The organism is Pseudoalteromonas sp. Scap06, from assembly GCF_013394165.1.
Lineage (GTDB): Bacteria > Pseudomonadota > Gammaproteobacteria > Enterobacterales > Alteromonadaceae > Pseudoalteromonas.
On record NZ_CP041330.1, the window covers coordinates 810,153 to 827,431 of the forward strand.

The 17,279-nt window shown below is 43.5% G+C and carries 8 protein-coding genes and 3 rRNA genes; 7 read left to right on the forward strand and 4 right to left on the reverse strand.

Annotated elements, in window-relative coordinates:
- Positions 1-4: 4 nt before the first annotated feature.
- Entirely contained in the window at positions 5-1,315 is a 1,311-nt protein-coding gene (locus FLM47_RS03705) for a M20 family metallopeptidase (RefSeq protein ID WP_178955265.1), read from the reverse strand.
- A gap of 112 nt (positions 1,316-1,427) precedes the next feature.
- On the opposite strand from FLM47_RS03705, the gene FLM47_RS03710 reads away from it, so the two are divergent.
- From FLM47_RS03710 to glsB, 5 genes are all read left to right on the forward strand, one after another.
- Complete coding sequence (locus FLM47_RS03710; RefSeq protein WP_138605123.1) at positions 1,428-2,285, forward strand: tetratricopeptide repeat protein; 858 nt, start codon at positions 1,428-1,430, stop codon at positions 2,283-2,285.
- Positions 2,286-2,890: 605 nt separating this feature from the next.
- Positions 2,891-4,426, forward strand: a 16S ribosomal RNA gene (locus FLM47_RS03715).
- A 285-nt stretch (positions 4,427-4,711) separates the two neighbouring features.
- Positions 4,712-7,596, forward strand: a 23S ribosomal RNA gene (locus tag FLM47_RS03720).
- A gap of 137 nt (positions 7,597-7,733) precedes the next feature.
- A 5S ribosomal RNA gene (gene rrf, locus FLM47_RS03725) occupies positions 7,734-7,848 on the forward strand.
- The 16S, 23S and 5S rRNA genes sit together here, the layout of an rRNA operon.
- A 639-nt stretch (positions 7,849-8,487) precedes the next feature.
- Positions 8,488-9,411: a glutaminase B gene (glsB, locus tag FLM47_RS03730; protein ID WP_138605120.1), complete on the forward strand. Its 924-nt coding sequence runs from the start codon at positions 8,488-8,490 to the stop codon at positions 9,409-9,411.
- A 22-nt stretch (positions 9,412-9,433) separates the two neighbouring features.
- Here the strand turns inward: glsB and FLM47_RS03735 are convergent, their stop codons facing one another.
- On the reverse strand, positions 9,434-10,738 hold the full coding sequence (locus FLM47_RS03735; protein WP_138605119.1) for an inosine/guanosine kinase: 1,305 nt from the start codon (positions 10,736-10,738) through the stop codon (positions 9,434-9,436).
- 177 nt (positions 10,739-10,915) lie between these two features.
- Here FLM47_RS03735 and tadA point away from each other — a divergent pair, with 177 nt between their 5' ends.
- A complete protein-coding gene (gene tadA, locus FLM47_RS03740; RefSeq protein WP_138605117.1) occupies positions 10,916-11,422 on the forward strand; it encodes a tRNA adenosine(34) deaminase TadA in 507 nt (168 codons plus the stop codon).
- On the opposite strand, the gene FLM47_RS03745 is transcribed toward tadA, so the two are convergent.
- Together FLM47_RS03745 and mltF are read right to left on the reverse strand one after the other, a co-directional pair.
- Positions 11,419-11,589: a hypothetical protein gene (locus FLM47_RS03745; protein ID WP_008115566.1), complete on the reverse strand. Its 171-nt coding sequence runs from the start codon at positions 11,587-11,589 to the stop codon at positions 11,419-11,421. The genes tadA and FLM47_RS03745 overlap by 4 nt on opposite strands.
- Positions 11,590-11,725: 136 nt before the next feature.
- Positions 11,726-13,177, reverse strand: a complete 1,452-nt coding sequence (mltF, locus tag FLM47_RS03750) for a membrane-bound lytic murein transglycosylase MltF (RefSeq protein WP_138605116.1) — start codon at positions 13,175-13,177, stop codon at positions 11,726-11,728.
- A gap of 211 nt (positions 13,178-13,388) precedes the next feature.
- On the opposite strand from mltF, the gene purL reads away from it, so the two are divergent.
- On the forward strand, positions 13,389-17,279 hold the full coding sequence (gene purL / locus FLM47_RS03755) for a phosphoribosylformylglycinamidine synthase (protein WP_178955267.1): 3,891 nt from the start codon (positions 13,389-13,391) through the stop codon (positions 17,277-17,279).

The following is a 17,279-nucleotide window of genomic DNA, read 5'->3' on the forward strand; positions in this document are numbered from 1 at the left end:
AAGATTATTGATTGAATAATGCCGCAGCGGCATTGCTCATTGCAGTTATTCCTGTTGGAAGCGCTACTTTATAATCGGGAGCAAATTTACTTGAATGTAATGAAGGGAGTGTTTCGTTATTTTTCATCGCATTTGTATATTGCTGTTGGTTAACTCCGCCTAACCAAAATAAAGTAATGGGGATGTTTTCTTCTGTTCTACCATATAGTCCAAAGTCTTCACCAGCCATAACAGCTTTAGTTTCAAGTACATTTTTTACACCAATTGCATCAGCAATGGCACTCCTAACTATATTTGTTTGCTCCGGATTATTGTAAGTAGATGGAATCGATTCACTTTCATGAACATACACTTCTGGGTAGAGCGCTTTTTCTAGACCTGCACTTTGTGCAATACCTGCAGTAATACGTTTAATCGCAGCAATTTGCGCGTTTCTAACTTCCGGGTTATAGCTACGCAGAGTAAGTTGTAGCTTTACTTCATCAGAAATTACATTGTGTTTTGAGCCGCCATGGATAGATCCAACAGTGATCACTGATGGTTCAAGAGGAGATAACTCCCGACTCGTAATTGTTTGTAATGCTAAAATGGTGCGAGCAGCAATAATAACAGGGTCAACAGTCGTATGTGGATAGGCTCCATGGCCTCCTTTGCCTTTTATTGAAATATCAACTGAGTCGACGCTTGCCATAGTGTACTCATTTTTCAGAGCAATTTTTCCTGCAGGTACACTAGCACTAACATGTAAAGCTATAATATGATCGGGTTTTGCGTATTTGCTAAATAACCCCTCACTAAGCATTGCTTTTGCACCACCCCCAACTTCTTCAGCCGGTTGCGCAACCATCATTAAAGTACCTTGCCACGACTGTTTATTTTTAATTAGTTGTTGCGCGGTGCCTATAAATGAACTCATATGAATATCATGACCACAACCATGCATAACACCGACTTTGCTACCTTGTTTATTTAGTGTGGTAACAGTTGATGCGTATGCTTTTCCTGTTTGTTCTGTGATTGGTAAGCCATCAGTATCAGTTCGAATCATAACGGTGGGGCCTTGGCCATTTCTATATATACCTACGACGCCATAACCGCCAACGCTATTGGTTACATCAAACCCAAGCTTTTGAAGCTGCGAAGCCATTTTTTTACCTGTTTGCTGCTCATGATAAGACAGTTCAGGTGACTGGTGTAAATCTAGATAAAGCTTTTCTATTGCTGGCATACTTTTATTAAGATCAAGCTTAAGTGTTTGCGCACTTAATAATGGGCTAACTAATAAACACAGTGCACTCGCATATACTAATTTCATATTTCCCTCATTTATATTGTATGCGTGTCTTAAATGATTTAGACACATGTCTTGTAATTATTATCTTCATCACCATATAAAAACCTAAATAGATGAACATGGCAATAACTCAATGAGCAATATAGTTAATCTTAACGCACAAAACCTTCAGCAAGTATTAGGTGAGACATCACAACAAAAGTTAGTATTACTTAACTTTTTTTCGCCTCAAAGCCCAGAATGTATTAGCCAAGCAGCTATTTTAGATAAGCTAGCCGCCGAATATAATAACTATATAGTTGTAGCAAACTTAGATTGTGATGCAGAGCAAGCTTTGGCCTCGCAACTTGCCCAGCAAGTAGGTTTACAAACCTTGCCTACTTTAGTGTTATTAAAAGACTCAGCTCCAGTTGATGTATTAGCGGGTGCACAAACAGAAAGCCAAGTACGTGATGTCCTATCTAAACACTTACCTGCGCAACAAGACCTATTATTAGAGCAAGCCAAGCAAGCACTGGTTAATAGTGATTTAAATGCCGCGTTTAATTATGCTAAGCAAGCGTATGAGTTAGATAGTAGTAATGCGAGAATTAAATTAGTGCTTGCAGATATATGTATACAGATTCACAAACTAGATGAAGCCGCTGCATTAATAGAGACAATAGAAGCACAAGATCAAGATGCATACTTCAATAACATTAAAGCTAAATGTGAGGCTGCGCTAGAGGCAACTGATTCACCTGAAATAAAAGCATTGCAAGAAAGAGTAGCCAAGCATCCCAATGAGCTTGAATTACAAATGGAACTAAGTAACCTACTTAATGAAGCAGGAAGGAAAGAGGAAGCATTAGAAGCACTCTTTACTATTCTTAAGAAAGATCTGAATTTTGATGAGGCTAAGCCAAACTTCTTGGCTGTTATTGCGTCTTTACCTGATGGCGATGCGCTAGCTGCTAAATATCGTCGCAAGCTTTATAGCATTTTGTATTAACGATTAAGATAAACTCTCTATAAAAAGCACCAATGTTAAGGTGCTTTTTTGTTTCTGCGTTAGGATAGCAGGGTAAAAGCAAGGTTATCCACAGGGTTTTGTGGGTATCCTGTGTTTCTGGGTGGGGTATCTTTGGGGTAAGAATTAAATGCAAAAAAGCGTTTAAAAACGCTTGCGTTAAAATCGATTCGCCCTATAATGCGACCCCACTGAGACGGGGAACGCCAACGCATAGCGAGGCACGAGCTACTCAGTGAGTCTAGTAAAACTTAGTTTTGAAAACTTTCAAGTTTAACAAAATTAAGTGTTGACAAAAAAATAGGAAAGCGTAGTATGCGCAGCCCTAGCGAGATAAAGTTTAACGCTTTAATCGCAGCGTTCTTTAACAATATAAAGCAATCATCTGTGTGGGCACTCGTACAGATTGAGTTCTAACAGCCAAGCTTAGTTTACTAAGTGAGGCAAACAAATTTAGAGTCTCAATTGAAACTGAGTGACCAACAGCAATAACTACTTAGGTAGGAATTGCAGCACAGTCAATTCAATATCGAAAGATATTAAATAAATTCAGAATTCATTGAGCTGTCGAAAGACATAAAACTTTTTAATTGAAGAGTTTGATCATGGCTCAGATTGAACGCTGGCGGCAGGCCTAACACATGCAAGTCGAGCGGTAACAGAAAGTAGCTTGCTACTTTGCTGACGAGCGGCGGACGGGTGAGTAATGCTTGGGAACATGCCTTGAGGTGGGGGACAACAGTTGGAAACGACTGCTAATACCGCATAATGTCTACGGACCAAAGGGGGCTTCGGCTCTCGCCTTTAGATTGGCCCAAGTGGGATTAGCTAGTTGGTGAGGTAATGGCTCACCAAGGCGACGATCCCTAGCTGGTTTGAGAGGATGATCAGCCACACTGGGACTGAGACACGGCCCAGACTCCTACGGGAGGCAGCAGTGGGGAATATTGCACAATGGGCGCAAGCCTGATGCAGCCATGCCGCGTGTGTGAAGAAGGCCTTCGGGTTGTAAAGCACTTTCAGTCAGGAGGAAAGGTTAGTAGTTAATACCTGCTAGCTGTGACGTTACTGACAGAAGAAGCACCGGCTAACTCCGTGCCAGCAGCCGCGGTAATACGGAGGGTGCGAGCGTTAATCGGAATTACTGGGCGTAAAGCGTACGCAGGCGGTTTGTTAAGCGAGATGTGAAAGCCCCGGGCTCAACCTGGGAACTGCATTTCGAACTGGCAAACTAGAGTGTGATAGAGGGTGGTAGAATTTCAGGTGTAGCGGTGAAATGCGTAGAGATCTGAAGGAATACCGATGGCGAAGGCAGCCACCTGGGTCAACACTGACGCTCATGTACGAAAGCGTGGGGAGCAAACAGGATTAGATACCCTGGTAGTCCACGCCGTAAACGATGTCTACTAGAAGCTCGGAACCTCGGTTCTGTTTTTCAAAGCTAACGCATTAAGTAGACCGCCTGGGGAGTACGGCCGCAAGGTTAAAACTCAAATGAATTGACGGGGGCCCGCACAAGCGGTGGAGCATGTGGTTTAATTCGATGCAACGCGAAGAACCTTACCTACACTTGACATACAGAGAACTTACCAGAGATGGTTTGGTGCCTTCGGGAACTCTGATACAGGTGCTGCATGGCTGTCGTCAGCTCGTGTTGTGAGATGTTGGGTTAAGTCCCGCAACGAGCGCAACCCCTATCCTTAGTTGCTAGCAGGTAATGCTGAGAACTCTAAGGAGACTGCCGGTGATAAACCGGAGGAAGGTGGGGACGACGTCAAGTCATCATGGCCCTTACGTGTAGGGCTACACACGTGCTACAATGGCGCATACAGAGTGCTGCGAACTCGCGAGAGTAAGCGAATCACTTAAAGTGCGTCGTAGTCCGGATTGGAGTCTGCAACTCGACTCCATGAAGTCGGAATCGCTAGTAATCGCGTATCAGAATGACGCGGTGAATACGTTCCCGGGCCTTGTACACACCGCCCGTCACACCATGGGAGTGGGTTGCTCCAGAAGTAGATAGTCTAACCCTCGGGAGGACGTTTACCACGGAGTGATTCATGACTGGGGTGAAGTCGTAACAAGGTAGCCCTAGGGGAACCTGGGGCTGGATCACCTCCTTATACGATTTAGAACTTATTTGTTCGTAGTGTCCACACAGATGATTGTTAGTTAGTTTGCTCTTTGAGTTTACTAATTAATATGCTCTTTAAAAATTTGGAAAAGCTGATAATAAAATTCGTATGAATACATTGTATTTGTACAGAGTTTTCAAAAGTAAAAAAGAATGATAGCAGTATCATTCAGTGCCATTTAATCCTCGGATTAATTGGTATCTACTTTAGTATTCAATATTAACTTCTGGCGAAGTTAAACTGTCACAAAACAAAGACCCGTTTGGGTTGTATGGTTAAGTGACTAAGCGTACACGGTGGATGCCTTGGCAGTTGGAGGCGATGAAGGACGTATTAACTTGCGATAAGCCTAGTCAAGCTAGTAAAAAGCACTTGAGACTAGGATTTCCGAATGGGGAAACCCACCTGCTTGCAGGTATCGTTAACTGAATACATAGGTTAACGAGGCGAACGCGGAGAACTGAAACATCTAAGTACCCGTAGGAAAAGAAATCAACCGAGATTCCGATAGTAGCGGCGAGCGAAATCGGAACAGCCCTTAAGCTTATTATGTGTTAATGGAAGGCTCTGGAAAGTGCCACGATACAGGGTGATAGTCCCGTACATGAAAACGCATTTTAAGTGAAATCGAGTAGGTCGGAGCACGTGAAACTTTGACTGAATATAGGTGGACCATCATCTAAGGCTAAATACTCCCAACTGACCGATAGTGAACCAGTACCGTGAGGGAAAGGCGAAAAGAACCCCTGTGAGGGGAGTGAAATAGAACCTGAAACCGTGTACGTACAAGCAGTAGGAGCCCCTCGAGGGTGACTGCGTACCTTTTGTATAATGGGTCAGCGACTTATATTTTGTAGCGAGGTTAACCGATTAGGGTAGCCGTAGGGAAACCGAGTCTTAACTGGGCGAATAGTTGCAAGGTATAGACCCGAAACCCGGTGATCTAGCCATGGGCAGGTTGAAGATTGAGTAACATCAATTGGAGGACCGAACCCACTAACGTTGAAAAGTTAGGGGATGACCTGTGGTTAGGAGTGAAAGGCTAATCAAACCGGGAGATAGCTGGTTCTCCCCGAAATCTATTTAGGTAGAGCCTCGGACGAATACTTACGGGGGTAGAGCACTGTTAAGGCTAGGGGGTCATCCCGACTTACCAACCCTTTGCAAACTCCGAATACCGTAAAGTAATATCCGGGAGACACACGGCGGGTGCTAACGTCCGTCGTGAAGAGGGAAACAACCCAGACCGCCAGCTAAGGTCCCAAAGTCATAGTTAAGTGGGAAACGATGTGGAAAGGCCCAGACAGCCAGGAGGTTGGCTTAGAAGCAGCCATCCTTTAAAGAAAGCGTAATAGCTCACTGGTCGAGTCGGTCTGCGCGGAAGATGTAACGGGGCTAAACTATGCACCGAAGCTGCGGATTCAGAATTTATTCTGAGTGGTAGGGGAGCGTTCTGTAAGCGGTTGAAGGTGTACCGGGAGGTATGCTGGACGTATCAGAAGTGCGAATGCTGACATGAGTAACGATAATGCGGGTGAAAAACCCGCACGCCGGAAGACCAAGGGTTCCTATCCCATGTTAATCAGGGTAGGGTAAGTCGACCCCTAAGGCGAGGCCGAAAGGCGTAGTCGATGGGAAACGGATTAATATTTCCGTACTTGGTATAATTGCGATGGGGGGACGGAGCAGGCTAAGCAAGCATGGCGATGGTAGTCCATGTGAAAGTGTGTAGGCTAGTGACTTAGGTAAATCCGGGTTGCTGTTAGGCTGAGACACGAGACGAGTCACTACGGTGATGAAGTTGCTGATGCCATACTTCCAGGAAAAGCCTCTAAGCTTCAGATTATACCGAATCGTACCCCAAACCGACACAGGTGGTCAGGTAGAGAATACTAAGGCGCTTGAGAGAACTCGGGTGAAGGAACTAGGCAAAATCGTACCGTAACTTCGGGAGAAGGTACGCTCCGATTGGTGATGAGACTTGCTCTCTAAGCTGATTGGAGCCGCAGTGACCAGGTGGCTGGGACTGTTTATTAAAAACACAGCACTGTGCAAAATCGCAAGATGACGTATACGGTGTGACACCTGCCCGGTGCCGGAAGGTTAATTGATGGGGTTATCTTCGGAGAAGCTCTTGATCGAAGCCCCGGTAAACGGCGGCCGTAACTATAACGGTCCTAAGGTAGCGAAATTCCTTGTCGGGTAAGTTCCGACCTGCACGAATGGTGTAACCATGGCCACGCTGTCTCCACCCGAGACTCAGTGAAATTGAAATCGCAGTGAAGATGCTGTGTACCCGCGGCTAGACGGAAAGACCCCGTGAACCTTTACTACAGCTTGGCACTGAACATTGAACCTACATGTGTAGGATAGGTGGGAGACTTTGAAGCAGAGACGCTAGTTTTTGTGGAGTCGTCCTTGAAATACCACCCTTGTAGTTTTGATGTTCTAACGTTGGCCCCTGAATCGGGGTTACGGACAGTGCCTGGTGGGTAGTTTGACTGGGGCGGTCTCCTCCCAAAGAGTAACGGAGGAGCACGAAGGTTGGCTAAGTACGGTCGGACATCGTACGGTTAGTGTAATGGTAGAAGCCAGCTTAACTGCGAGACAGACACGTCGAGCAGGTACGAAAGTAGGTCATAGTGATCCGGTGGTTCTGAATGGAAGGGCCATCGCTCAACGGATAAAAGGTACTCCGGGGATAACAGGCTGATACCGCCCAAGAGTTCATATCGACGGCGGTGTTTGGCACCTCGATGTCGGCTCATCACATCCTGGGGCTGAAGTCGGTCCCAAGGGTATGGCTGTTCGCCATTTAAAGTGGTACGCGAGCTGGGTTTAGAACGTCGTGAGACAGTTCGGTCCCTATCTGCCGTGGGCGTTTGAGAATTGAGAGGGGTTGCTCCTAGTACGAGAGGACCGGAGTGAACGAACCGCTGGTGTTCGGGTTGTCATGCCAATGGCATTGCCCGGTAGCTACGTTCGGAACTGATAAGCGCTGAAAGCATCTAAGCGCGAAGCAGGCCTCGAGATGAGTTCTCACTAGACTTTTAAAGTCTCTGAAGGGCCGTTGAAGACTACAACGTTGATAGGCAAGATGTGGAAGTGGTGTGAGCCATTAAGCTAACTTGTACTAATTACCCGTGAGGCTTAACCATACAACGCCAAACGCGTTTTATGTGATAGTGAAACAAGCGAAGAAGTTAATAGACTAAAGTAGATTACTGAAAACTTTTATTATCAGAATTCCAAATTTTAGTTAGTGCGTAGCGATACGGACTGACACCCAAATTTGCTTGGTGACAATAGCGTTTTGGACCCACCTGACCCCATGCCGAACTCAGTAGTGAAACGAAACAGCGCCGATGATAGTGTAGCATTTGTTATGTGAAAGTAGGACATTACCAGGATCCAATTAAAGAAACCCGTTACAGCAATGTAACGGGTTTTTTGCTATCTGGGGTTTAGTAAATAGCCAAGAACCCATGCCAAACTCAGTAGTCAAACAAAACAGCTCGAAGGCGAGCCCCGCGGAAGGCCGCCCCGACACAATGATAGTGTGGCATTTGTTATGTGACTTTCTACCGCTGTGGGTACCATGACATTACCAGAATTCAATTAAAGAAACCCGTTACAGCAATGTAACGGGTTTTTTGCTGTTTGGGGTTTAGTAAATATCTAAGAGCCCATGCCAAACTCAGTAGCCAAAAAAAAACAGCTCGAAGGCGAGCCCCGCGGAAGGCCGCCCCGACACAATGATAGCATCGCATTTGCTATGTGACTTTTTACCGCTGTGGGCACTGCGACATTCTACTGCGCTGTCGCTACGAAGTAGCGCACCGACTCTAATTAAAGGCATCAGATTAAAGTAAAAAAAGTAGGAACTTAAAGCCCTTACTATGGTTTACTTATGCTGTAATAGTTTCGAAGTTTGTAGTGAAATATTTTCATTGATATCAGCGAATCCCCTATTTGCTCAACATTACCATGCGGTTATGGATCTGACGTGTTAAAATTTAGTTTTAGATTTCGTATTATTGAGGTGTCGATTGCCAACGAGTGATTACCAACGAGTGTTAAATGAGATAACTCAAGAGGTTAAGCCTTTACTAACGCAGGGTAAAGTTGCCGATTATATACCGGCATTGGCAGAGGTTTCTCCTGAGCAGTTCTCTATTGCTATTTATACTACGGAAGGAGAAATTTTCTGCGCCGGTGATTGTGAGCAACGTTTCACAATTCAATCTGTATCTAAAGTAATGACTCTGACATTAGCTTTGCAACGCTATGGCGATGAATTATGGAATAGAGTTGGCAAAGAGCCTTCAGGTACAGCGTTTAACTCTCTGACACAGCTTGAGTTTGAAAAAGGGATTCCACGTAACCCATTTATTAATGCGGGAGCGATTGTTACCTGTGATGCTTTGTATAGTCGTTTATCAGCTCCAATGCACTCTATGCTTGAAACATTTCGCGATTTATCAGGTAATCGAAGTATTGTAATTGATAAGCAAGTGGCTAACTCAGAATATGAGTTTCGGCATAGAAATGCGGCAATGGCACATTTAATGAAATCATTCGGTAACTTTGAAAATGAAGTAGATGATGTCCTTTGGTCGTATTTTAATTTTTGTGCCATAGAACTTAATTGTATTGAACTTGCTAAGGCGTACAATTTTTTAGCCAATAAAGGGATGGATTACAGCTCAAACAAACGAGTACTTTCTAGTCGTCAAAACAAGCAATTAAATTCGTTGTTATTTACCAGTGGGTTATATGACGCAGCAGGTGACTTTGGTTATCGTGTAGGCATGCCTGGTAAATCGGGTGTTTCTGGTACAATATTAGCGGTGTTACCGAATAGATTTACAGTGGCAGTCTATTCACCAGGATTAAACTCTTTTGGTAACTCAGTGGCGGGAATAGCAGCATTAGAGCTGCTATCTAAAAAGCTTGATATATCTATATTTTAGCTTTGTTTAGCGTAATGGGATCTTATTGATCCCAATACACTTGTTCTAAACAATCTTCGCGCTCAGGCAAACCACGAGATAAGCGAGGAGAGTGCTGTACAAGTACTTCAAAGCTTGCACGGTTAGCATATTTGCTAATTTGTGCGAGCGAAGAGTAGGTAATGGCTTGTTGCTGATGCTTTGCTGAATTAGCAACATTCAACTTATGATAAACATTCGCTGATAAGTCATGTAAAACCGCGGCTAAAGCACAGTCACCGGCACCATTGGTATTTTTAATCGAGTCAGGCCCGCCCATAAACGGCGCTGTATGGCTATATGCCTTTATAGGGTTTTCACAGTCAACTTTACGCATTGCACGTGAAAATTCATAACGATTAAAATCTGGTATGGCACCCGGTAATAATGGATACTCTGTTTCACGTTTGCAGCTGTCGTCAACAAAACCAGCCATAAATAAGCCTTTTTCACCGGCTGTACAAATAACTAAGTCAACCCAATCTAATGCTTTGTCAGCAGCAAGAAGTGGATCTTCATATCCAGTAATTGCTTGGCCTTCTTCTTCGTTCATAGCAAGTATATCAACATGCTTTTCTACAAAGTTAGCCCACCATGTCGGGTCCTGCTCGATAAGAAACTTAGTCCCCAGTGTTAATACCACGGGTACATTTGCATCGTTAGCATACTTGATTGCTTGCATAGTCGCTTCGGTCATGGTTTCATCACCTTGAGTACGCATTAAATAAGCACTGATGACTAATGCTGATGAGCCTTCTATTAGCTCTTTATCAATTGACTCTGGCTTTAGGTAATTCATCAGGCCAGCACTAATAGCAAACGTGCGCTCACCTGTTTCATCAATCAAGGTAAAGCAACGGCCAATAGGACCATCGACTGGTTGTAAGTAGTCTAAATCTACACGACTTGAGTTATTACATAAAAATCTATAAGCATAACTGCCTATTTTTATATTTTCGCTCATTACGCCTAATAGTACCGAACGATCATCAGCAAGTACGGAATAGTTGTGCATTGTGTTGCCAACGGTTCCTCCTGCGAATTCGTAATCGACCATATCGTTTAGTTTTAAGCGATCGTATAAAGCATTAGTGATGTCATTATCTATAACTTGCGACATCCCTCGGCGCAATTGAAATTCATCGAGAAAAGCTTGGTCAACCTTAGCTTCTATATCAACAACGATTTGATCGATCCCCGTAACATAGCTGCGGTGTAATCGTTCTGTGGCGTTAAGTTGATTGGTCAGTGGATCTTTGGCTTCCACTGGGAAATAATGTTTATGCCTGCGGCGTCCAGGAAATTTCATTTGCTACCCGTGTTGTGAGCTAAATAAAAAAAGCGAGAGATTATAGCGTAAATCCCGCCTTATGGGCCATGGTAAACCACTTAAATTTGTTTTATTTTTGCAATAAAGTGATCAATTACGCATTTTTTTACGCTAAGTTGGTATAATTACGGCATAAAAAATAGTTAAGTAATAATCATGACAGAGCCATTTGACGACCAATATTGGATGGAACAAGCCCTTGTGTATGCAAAACAAGCAGAGCAACTCGATGAGATACCTGTAGGCGCCATTATTGTCAAAAATAATCAGCTTATAAGCGCGGGTTATAATCGCTCAATTACCGATAATGATCCGTCGGCTCATGCTGAGATGATAGCGGTAAGAGAAGCCGGCAAAGTGCTTAATAACTATCGCTTAATTGATTGCACTTTGTATGTTACGTTAGAGCCGTGCTCTATGTGTGCAGGTTTATTGGTGCACAGCCGAATTAAACGCTTAGTATTTGGTGCTGCCGATGCTAAAACGGGTTCTGCTGGTTCAATTATGAACTTGTTGCAAGAACCTCGTTTAAACCATCAGGTAGAAATAACGGGTGGGGTTTTAGAGACACAATGTGCAGAGACTATTTCTAGTTTTTTTAAGCGTCGCCGATCACAAATAAAAGCAGCAAAGCTAGCCGCTCGCAACCTTAACAGAGATTAGTCTGCAGCTGCTATTAAGGCGTCTAGCTCAGCCATTTGCTGCATAGCGAACATGCGGCGACGCCAGATAACCTTTTTATGCAAATTTCTTAACATCACTCGACGGCGAGTCGCAGTTGAGTGCTTTATACAACGTTTAAGTTGATGTGTACGTCTACGTTTAAGCATGACTTGTCCTTACGTGCTTGGTGATGACACAAATTTTAATACAATTGAGCCAGATTATTGAATAATTGATTGCAAGTAAACAACTATTTGCTTTTCTGACATGTAGCTAATATAGCGCGAAATTTTCAGAATGCATTTATTTTTCTTTTTCTGCTTCACCAGTGATACGTTGATTTGCATCATTTGGTTTAATGCTTTGATCTTTAGTTTCTTTTTCGGTTGTTGGCGGTGTAGTTGCCATTGCATTATTTTCATCAAGCCAAACTAGCGCATCGTAATAGCGACGAATATTATCAACATAAGTCACTGCAACATCACCGCGAGCATAGCCATAGCGGGTATTACGGTAGTGACGTTTTTTTACTAGTAATGGTAAGCGCTTTTTAACATCAGCCCATTTATCAGGGCTAGCTCCTTGTTGTTCGGTAATTATGCGGGCATCATTGACGTGGCCCCAACCAACATTATAAGCGGCAAGTGCGAGCCAAGTACGATCAGGCTGCGGGATTCTATCTGGTATACGTTTGATTAATTTAGCTAAGTATTGAGCACCGCCACGTATGTTTTGTTCTGGCTCCAAGCGATTAGTAACACCGACTTGTTTTGCTGTGCGCCTTGTTAGCATCATAATGCCGCGCACCCCTGTTGGCGATTTAGCTCGTGGGTTCCACATCGACTCTTGATAACTCAATGCAGCAAGTAAGCGCCAATCAAGGCTACCCGCATATTGTATAAACCAAGGCTGATATTTAGGCAGTGTTTCTTTTATTGCATCTATATAGGCTAAGGTATTAACGTAATTAAACTGACGGACATGGCCAAAATACTTCTCTTCAAGCACATAAAGTTGATTATTTTGTTTTGCTTCACCGAAAAAAGGAACTAGTAATGCGTACAAAGAGTCATCATTCGACTTTTTGAGTATCCATGCAATTGAATCATTACGGGTAACTGAAAAGCCAATACTCAAGTTAGGGTGATAGCGCCTAAACAACGCTAATGTATGAGAATCTGCCAAGGTGTAATCTATTTCACCATCAATAACGGCTTGTAATAACTCTTCCTCATCAAATTCTTCGGTTTCATTCCAAGTTAAATCTGGGTTGGTTTGTTGTATTTCTTCTAATGTGAGCGAGTGACTACTTTTAGCAATAACAGTGAAGTTACCAGTTAAATCATCAAAATCTCTAGGGCGTTCACGGCCTTGTTTAAATACTAATTTTTGACTAATTGTTCTGTAAGTTGGGCCATAGCGGTAACGTTTGGCGCGCGCCTTGTTAAAAGTAAGTCCAGAGGCAATTAAATCGAGATCGCCACTATCTAAGCGCGCAAACATATCGGATAAATTAAAAAAGGGCACAATTTCAAGCTCTACCCCAAGGTAATCGGCGAATGCTTGAGACAGTTCAAATTCAAACCCTTGTTCACCTTGAACAGCTTGATAGTAATTACTTGCGCTGGCGAGTGTACCCACACGAATTTTATTTTCTGATTTAATTTGGGCAAGCTGTGTTGACTGCTCTTGTGTATTACAGGCACACAAAAGGATGACTAACGTAATAATTGTTATTAGCTTTATCTTCAACATATTCGCCTCTTTAGCATCGTATCTCCTGTTATAACAAAACTTACTGATTACGTCACTTACCGTTTAATCGCAGTAAGTAAAAAATAGGTGTAAACAAAAAGAAAAAGTTAATTTAATGAAAAGCGCATTTTTGAGTTAAATCTGGGAGTAATTTGGACTATAATACGCGCCTAAAATATCGTTCAATCCCTAACCCCGGGTGAAATTACTTATGTTGATCCTTCGTGGTGCACCAGCACTTTCAGAGTTCAGAGTTAATAAAATTTTAGCGCGTTGCCAACAATCGCAACTTCCTGTCACCAATGTATATGCCGAATACGCTCACTTTGCCGATTTAACATCGCCATTAGACACTGATGAGCAAACCAAACTTGAAAAGTTATTAACCTATGGACCAACAATTGCTGAGCATACGCCAGCGGGTCAGTTGGTATTAGTAACGCCTCGACCTGGTACTATTTCGCCATGGGCTTCAAAAGCGACTGATATCGCTCATAACTGTGGGCTTAAACAAGTTCACAGGGTTGAACGTGGTATTGCTTACTATGTTGAAGGTGATTTAAGTACAGAGCAGCTTACACACGTTATTGCGCTTCTTCATGACCGTATGACTGAAGCTACTCATAGTAAATTAGAAGATGCAGCGCAGTTATTTCGCAGTGATGCACCTCGCCAAATGTCATCAGTTGATATTTTAGGTGGCGGCCGCGAAGCATTAGCCGTAGCCAATATAGAGCAAGGGTTTGCACTTGCTGATGATGAAATTGACTACTTAGTGGAAAACTTCATCAAGTTAGGGCGCAATCCTAACGACATCGAATTATTCATGTTTGCACAAGCAAACTCAGAGCATTGTCGTCATAAAATATTTAATGCTGATTGGACTATCGATGGTATTGAACAGCCAAAGTCGCTGTTTAAAATGATTAAAAATACCTTTGAGCATAACCCTGAAAATGTACTGTCTGCTTATAAAGATAACGCAGCCGTAATGAAAGGCTCAAAGGCGGGTCGCTTCTTCCCGAATGCGCAAGGTGAATATGCGTATCATCAAGAAGACATTGAAATATTAATGAAGGTTGAAACCCATAACCACCCAACGGCAATTGCGCCCTTTTCTGGTGCGGCAACAGGGTCGGGCGGTGAGATTCGCGATGAAGGTGCAACTGGCCGTGGTTCAAAACCAAAAGCCGGCTTAGTGGGCTTTACTGTATCTAACTTACGTATTCCTGGTTTTGAACAACCTTGGGAAAGTGATTTTGGTAAGCCTGGGCGCATAGTGAATGCCCTTGATATTATGACTGAAGGCCCATTAGGTGGTGCTGCGTTTAATAATGAGTTTGGCCGTCCTAATCTTTTAGGTTATTTCCGTACATACGAAGAAAAAGTAACGAGTCACAATGGTGAAGAGGTACGTGGTTACCACAAGCCAATTATGCTTGCCGGTGGTTTAGGTAATATTCGTGCTGATCATGTTCAAAAAGGCGATATTCCAGTAGGCGCAAAACTGATTGCGCTTGGCGGCCCTGCAATGAACATTGGTTTAGGCGGTGGTGCTGCATCTAGCATGGCATCGGGTCAATCAAACGAAGATTTAGATTTTGCTTCTGTTCAACGTGAAAACCCAGAAATGGAACGTCGTTGTCAAGAAGTAATCGACAAATGTTGGCAGCTAGGTGATGCAAATCCTATTGCGTTTATACATGATGTGGGCGCTGGTGGTTTATCAAATGCATTCCCTGAGCTTGTAGATGATGGTGGCCGTGGTGGTAAATTCCAACTGCGTGACATCCCTAATGATGAGCCGGGCATGGCACCACACGAAATTTGGTGTAATGAATCGCAAGAGCGATATGTGCTTGCTGTGGGCGTTGAAGACTTTGCACGCTTTGAAGCAATTTGTAAGCGTGAGCGCGCACAATATGCAGTTATTGGTGAAGCAACAGAAGAGCGTCATTTAACGGTTGCAGATAGTCATTTTGATAACAGCCCTGTAGATTTACCATTGGATGTATTACTAGGTAAAGCACCTAAAATGCATCGTGATGTTACGTCGCAACAAGTAGTCGGTACTGCATTAAATGTAGAGGCAATTAATCCTGCGGATGCAGCGCAGCGTTTATTACGTTTACCAACCATTGCAGAAAAAACCTTCCTGATTACTATTGGCGATCGCTCTGTAACTGGTTTAGTAGCGCGCGATCAAATGGTAGGCCCATGGCAAGTGCCTGTGGCTAACTGTGCAGTTACCGCAGCAACTTACGATACCTACCACGGTGAAGCTATGTCATTAGGTGAACGTACTCCAGCGGCATTACTTAATTATGGCGCTTCTGCACGTTTGGCTGTGGCCGAGTCTCTTACAAATATTGCTGGTACTAATATTGGTAGTCTTGAGAACATTAAGCTATCTGCTAACTGGATGGCGGCTGCAGGTCACCCTGGTGAAGACGCAGGTTTATATGAAGCGGTAAAAGCTGTTGGTGAAGAGTTATGTCCAGCACTTGGGTTAACAATCCCAGTAGGTAAAGACTCGATGTCGATGAAAACGACATGGAAAAATGAAGATGATACAACTGAGCAATCAGTAACATCGCCTTTATCACTGATTATTACAGCCTTTGGCCGTGTTGACGATGTACGTAAAACGGTGACTCCACAGCTGCGCACTGATAAGGGCGACACTTCGCTTATTTTAGTTGATTTAGGTGCGGGTAAAAACCGTATGGGCGCATCAAGCCTTGCACAAGTTTATAAGCAGCTTGGTGATGTTACTCCTGATGTAGACAGCCCTGAGTTACTAAAAGGCTTTTATAATGCTATGCAGGCGCTAGTGGCTGATAGCAAGTTACTTGCGTATCACGACCGTTCAGACGGTGGCTTGTTTACTACTATTGCTGAAATGGCGTTTACCGGACATACCGGTGTAACCGTAGATTTAGCGACTTTGACTGGCTCGGATATTGAAGCGCTTTATAACGAAGAGTTAGGTGCTGTAATTCAAGTAGCAAACAGTGATTTAGATGCTGTAAATTCTGTATTTGAGCAGCATGGTGTTGCCGCAATTAGCCATGTGATTGGCTCGCTTAATAATGACGATAACATTGTATTTAATCGTGGTGAGCAAACAGTACTTAATCATACGCGTACTGAGCTTCGTACAATTTGGGCCGAAACAACCTATCAGATGCAAGCGCGTCGTGATAACCCTGAGTGTGCTAAGCAAGAATTTGACGCTAAATTTGATGCAAAAGACCCAGGCTTAAACGTTAAACTTAACTTTGACTTAAACGAAGATATAGCTGCACCGTACATTGCGACAGGTGCTAAGCCACAAATGGCTATTTTACGTGAGCAAGGCGTTAACTCGCACCTAGAAATGGCTGCTGCGTTTAACCGTGCTGGTTTTGCTGCGGTAGATGTTCACATGAGTGATATTTTAGAAGGTCGTTTAACGCTTGAACAGTTTAAAGGTTTAGTGGCGTGTGGTGGCTTCTCTTACGGTGACGTATTAGGCGCTGGTGAAGGCTGGGCTAAGTCAATATTGTTTAACGATATGGCACGCGATCAGTTCCAAAGCTTCTTCCATCGTGAAGATACCTTTAGCTTAGGTGTATGTAACGGTTGTCAGATGCTATCAACATTAAAAGAGTTGATTCCAGGTACTGAACATTGGCCGCGCTTTGTAACTAATAAGTCAGAGCGTTTTGAAGCACGCTTTAGTCTGGTTGAAATTCAAGAAAACCCATCGGTGTTCTTTAATGGGATGGCAGGTTCACATATGCCAATTGCAGTTTCTCATGGTGAAGGTCATGCAGAATTTGCAAACGATGCGGCAACTAAGGCTGCACTTGCAAGCGGCACCGTAGCGGTTAAGTTTGTTGATAACTACGGTAATCCAACAACACAGTACCCAGCAAACCCGAATGGTTCACCTGAGGGGATCACGGGTATTACATCAACAGATGGTCGTGCAACTGTAATGATGCCACACCCTGAACGTGTATTCCGTGCGGTTGCTAACTCTTGGCACCCAGATGAGTGGGTTGAGGATAGCCCATGGATGCGTATGTTTAGAAATGCGCGTAAAAATGTAGGTTAA

Bases quoted from the DNA above. Each gene is read 5' to 3' on its own strand.
- FLM47_RS03735 (WP_138605119.1), bottom strand. From the start codon at position 10,738: ATGAAATTTCCTGGACGCCGCAGGCATAAACATTATTTCCCAGTGGAA.
- FLM47_RS03710 (WP_138605123.1), top strand. From the start codon at position 1,428: ATGAGCAATATAGTTAATCTTAACGCACAAAACCTTCAGCAAGTATTA.
- tadA (WP_138605117.1), top strand. From the start codon at position 10,916: ATGACAGAGCCATTTGACGACCAATATTGGATGGAACAAGCCCTTGTG.
- mltF (WP_138605116.1), bottom strand. From the start codon at position 13,177: ATGTTGAAGATAAAGCTAATAACAATTATTACGTTAGTCATCCTTTTG.
- FLM47_RS03745 (WP_008115566.1), bottom strand. From the start codon at position 11,589: ATGCTTAAACGTAGACGTACACATCAACTTAAACGTTGTATAAAGCAC.
- FLM47_RS03705 (WP_178955265.1), bottom strand. From the start codon at position 1,315: ATGAAATTAGTATATGCGAGTGCACTGTGTTTATTAGTTAGCCCATTA.
- purL (WP_178955267.1), top strand. From the start codon at position 13,389: ATGTTGATCCTTCGTGGTGCACCAGCACTTTCAGAGTTCAGAGTTAAT.